This window comes from Arthrobacter sp. C152 (assembly GCF_054890965.1).
In genome coordinates this window covers 1-222 of sequence record NZ_JBTZSU010000146.1, presented here as the reverse complement: position 1 = coordinate 222, position 222 = coordinate 1, and the positions used below count along the sequence as shown (strand labels likewise).

Annotated in this window: 1 protein-coding gene; it reads left to right on the top strand. The window is 68.9% G+C overall.

Annotation, left to right across the window (positions count from 1 at the left end):
* On the top strand, positions 1-222 hold a 222-nt coding region (locus ACYSM9_RS22065; RefSeq protein WP_461859076.1), incomplete at both ends, for an HNH endonuclease signature motif containing protein.

Here is a 222-nt window from a genome sequence, read left to right as displayed (position 1 = left end):
CGTCGATGGCGCGCAGGCTCTTGGCCAACGGTGCGGGCTCGTTCTACCGGGTGCTGGTGGACCCGCGGGACGGGGCGCCGCTGGAGATCGGGCGGACGAGTTACCGGGTCACCAAGGCGATGCGGGCCTGGCTGATGCTGCGGGACGGCAAATGCCCCTTCCCCGGTTGCAGCAACAATTCCCTGGACAACGACGCCGACCACATCCTCGCCTGGGCCAACG